Source organism: Dorea sp. OM07-5, from assembly GCF_003481355.1.
Classification (GTDB): domain Bacteria; phylum Bacillota; class Clostridia; order Lachnospirales; family Lachnospiraceae; genus Dorea_D; species Dorea_D hominis.
In genome coordinates, this window is record NZ_QUKZ01000063.1 from 1 (window position 1) to 534 (window position 534).

General features: G+C 44.0%; 1 rRNA gene. It reads left to right on the top strand.

The features are described from left to right. Window positions 1-247: 247 nt before the first annotated feature. Window positions 248-365 (top strand): 5S ribosomal RNA (gene rrf / locus DXC04_RS15435). The last annotated feature ends 169 nt before the right edge of the window (window positions 366-534 follow it).

Below are 534 nucleotides of genomic sequence, written 5' to 3' on the forward strand. Positions count from 1 at the left end.
GGCTGGATCACCTCCTTTCTAAGGAAAAAAGTAAGGGTTGTGTCTATTGTTTAGTCATCAAGGACTGAGCACGCGACGTTCATGAGACGAACATCATCAAACTTGTTTGAATGATTGTTCGGAACAGGAACGAAGCATGTGAAGGCTTGAATCTATCGAAAAGAAGCGGAGCGGATTTGAGATAGATAAGAAGCGTGCGAAGGCAAGATGATGAGTTACAGATTCTGTCAAAAGAACTGGTAACATTTCTGGTGGCGATGCGCTTGGGGGTAACACCCGTACCCATCCCGAACACGATGGTTAAGACCCAAGCGGCCGATGGTACTGCACTGGAGACGGTGTGGGAGAGTAGGTGGCTGCCAGAGTTTGAAAAAAAGAAAAACTGGTTTTACCAGTGATCAGAGGATTGAAGGGATTCAGTTTTCTGATGACTGATGAAACAAGCAGTCAGAATGATAAGATGCGAAGTTCTAAAATCTATGATTTTATCGCTCATGGCATTACATGCCAATGCATCGAAAAGCATTTATGCTT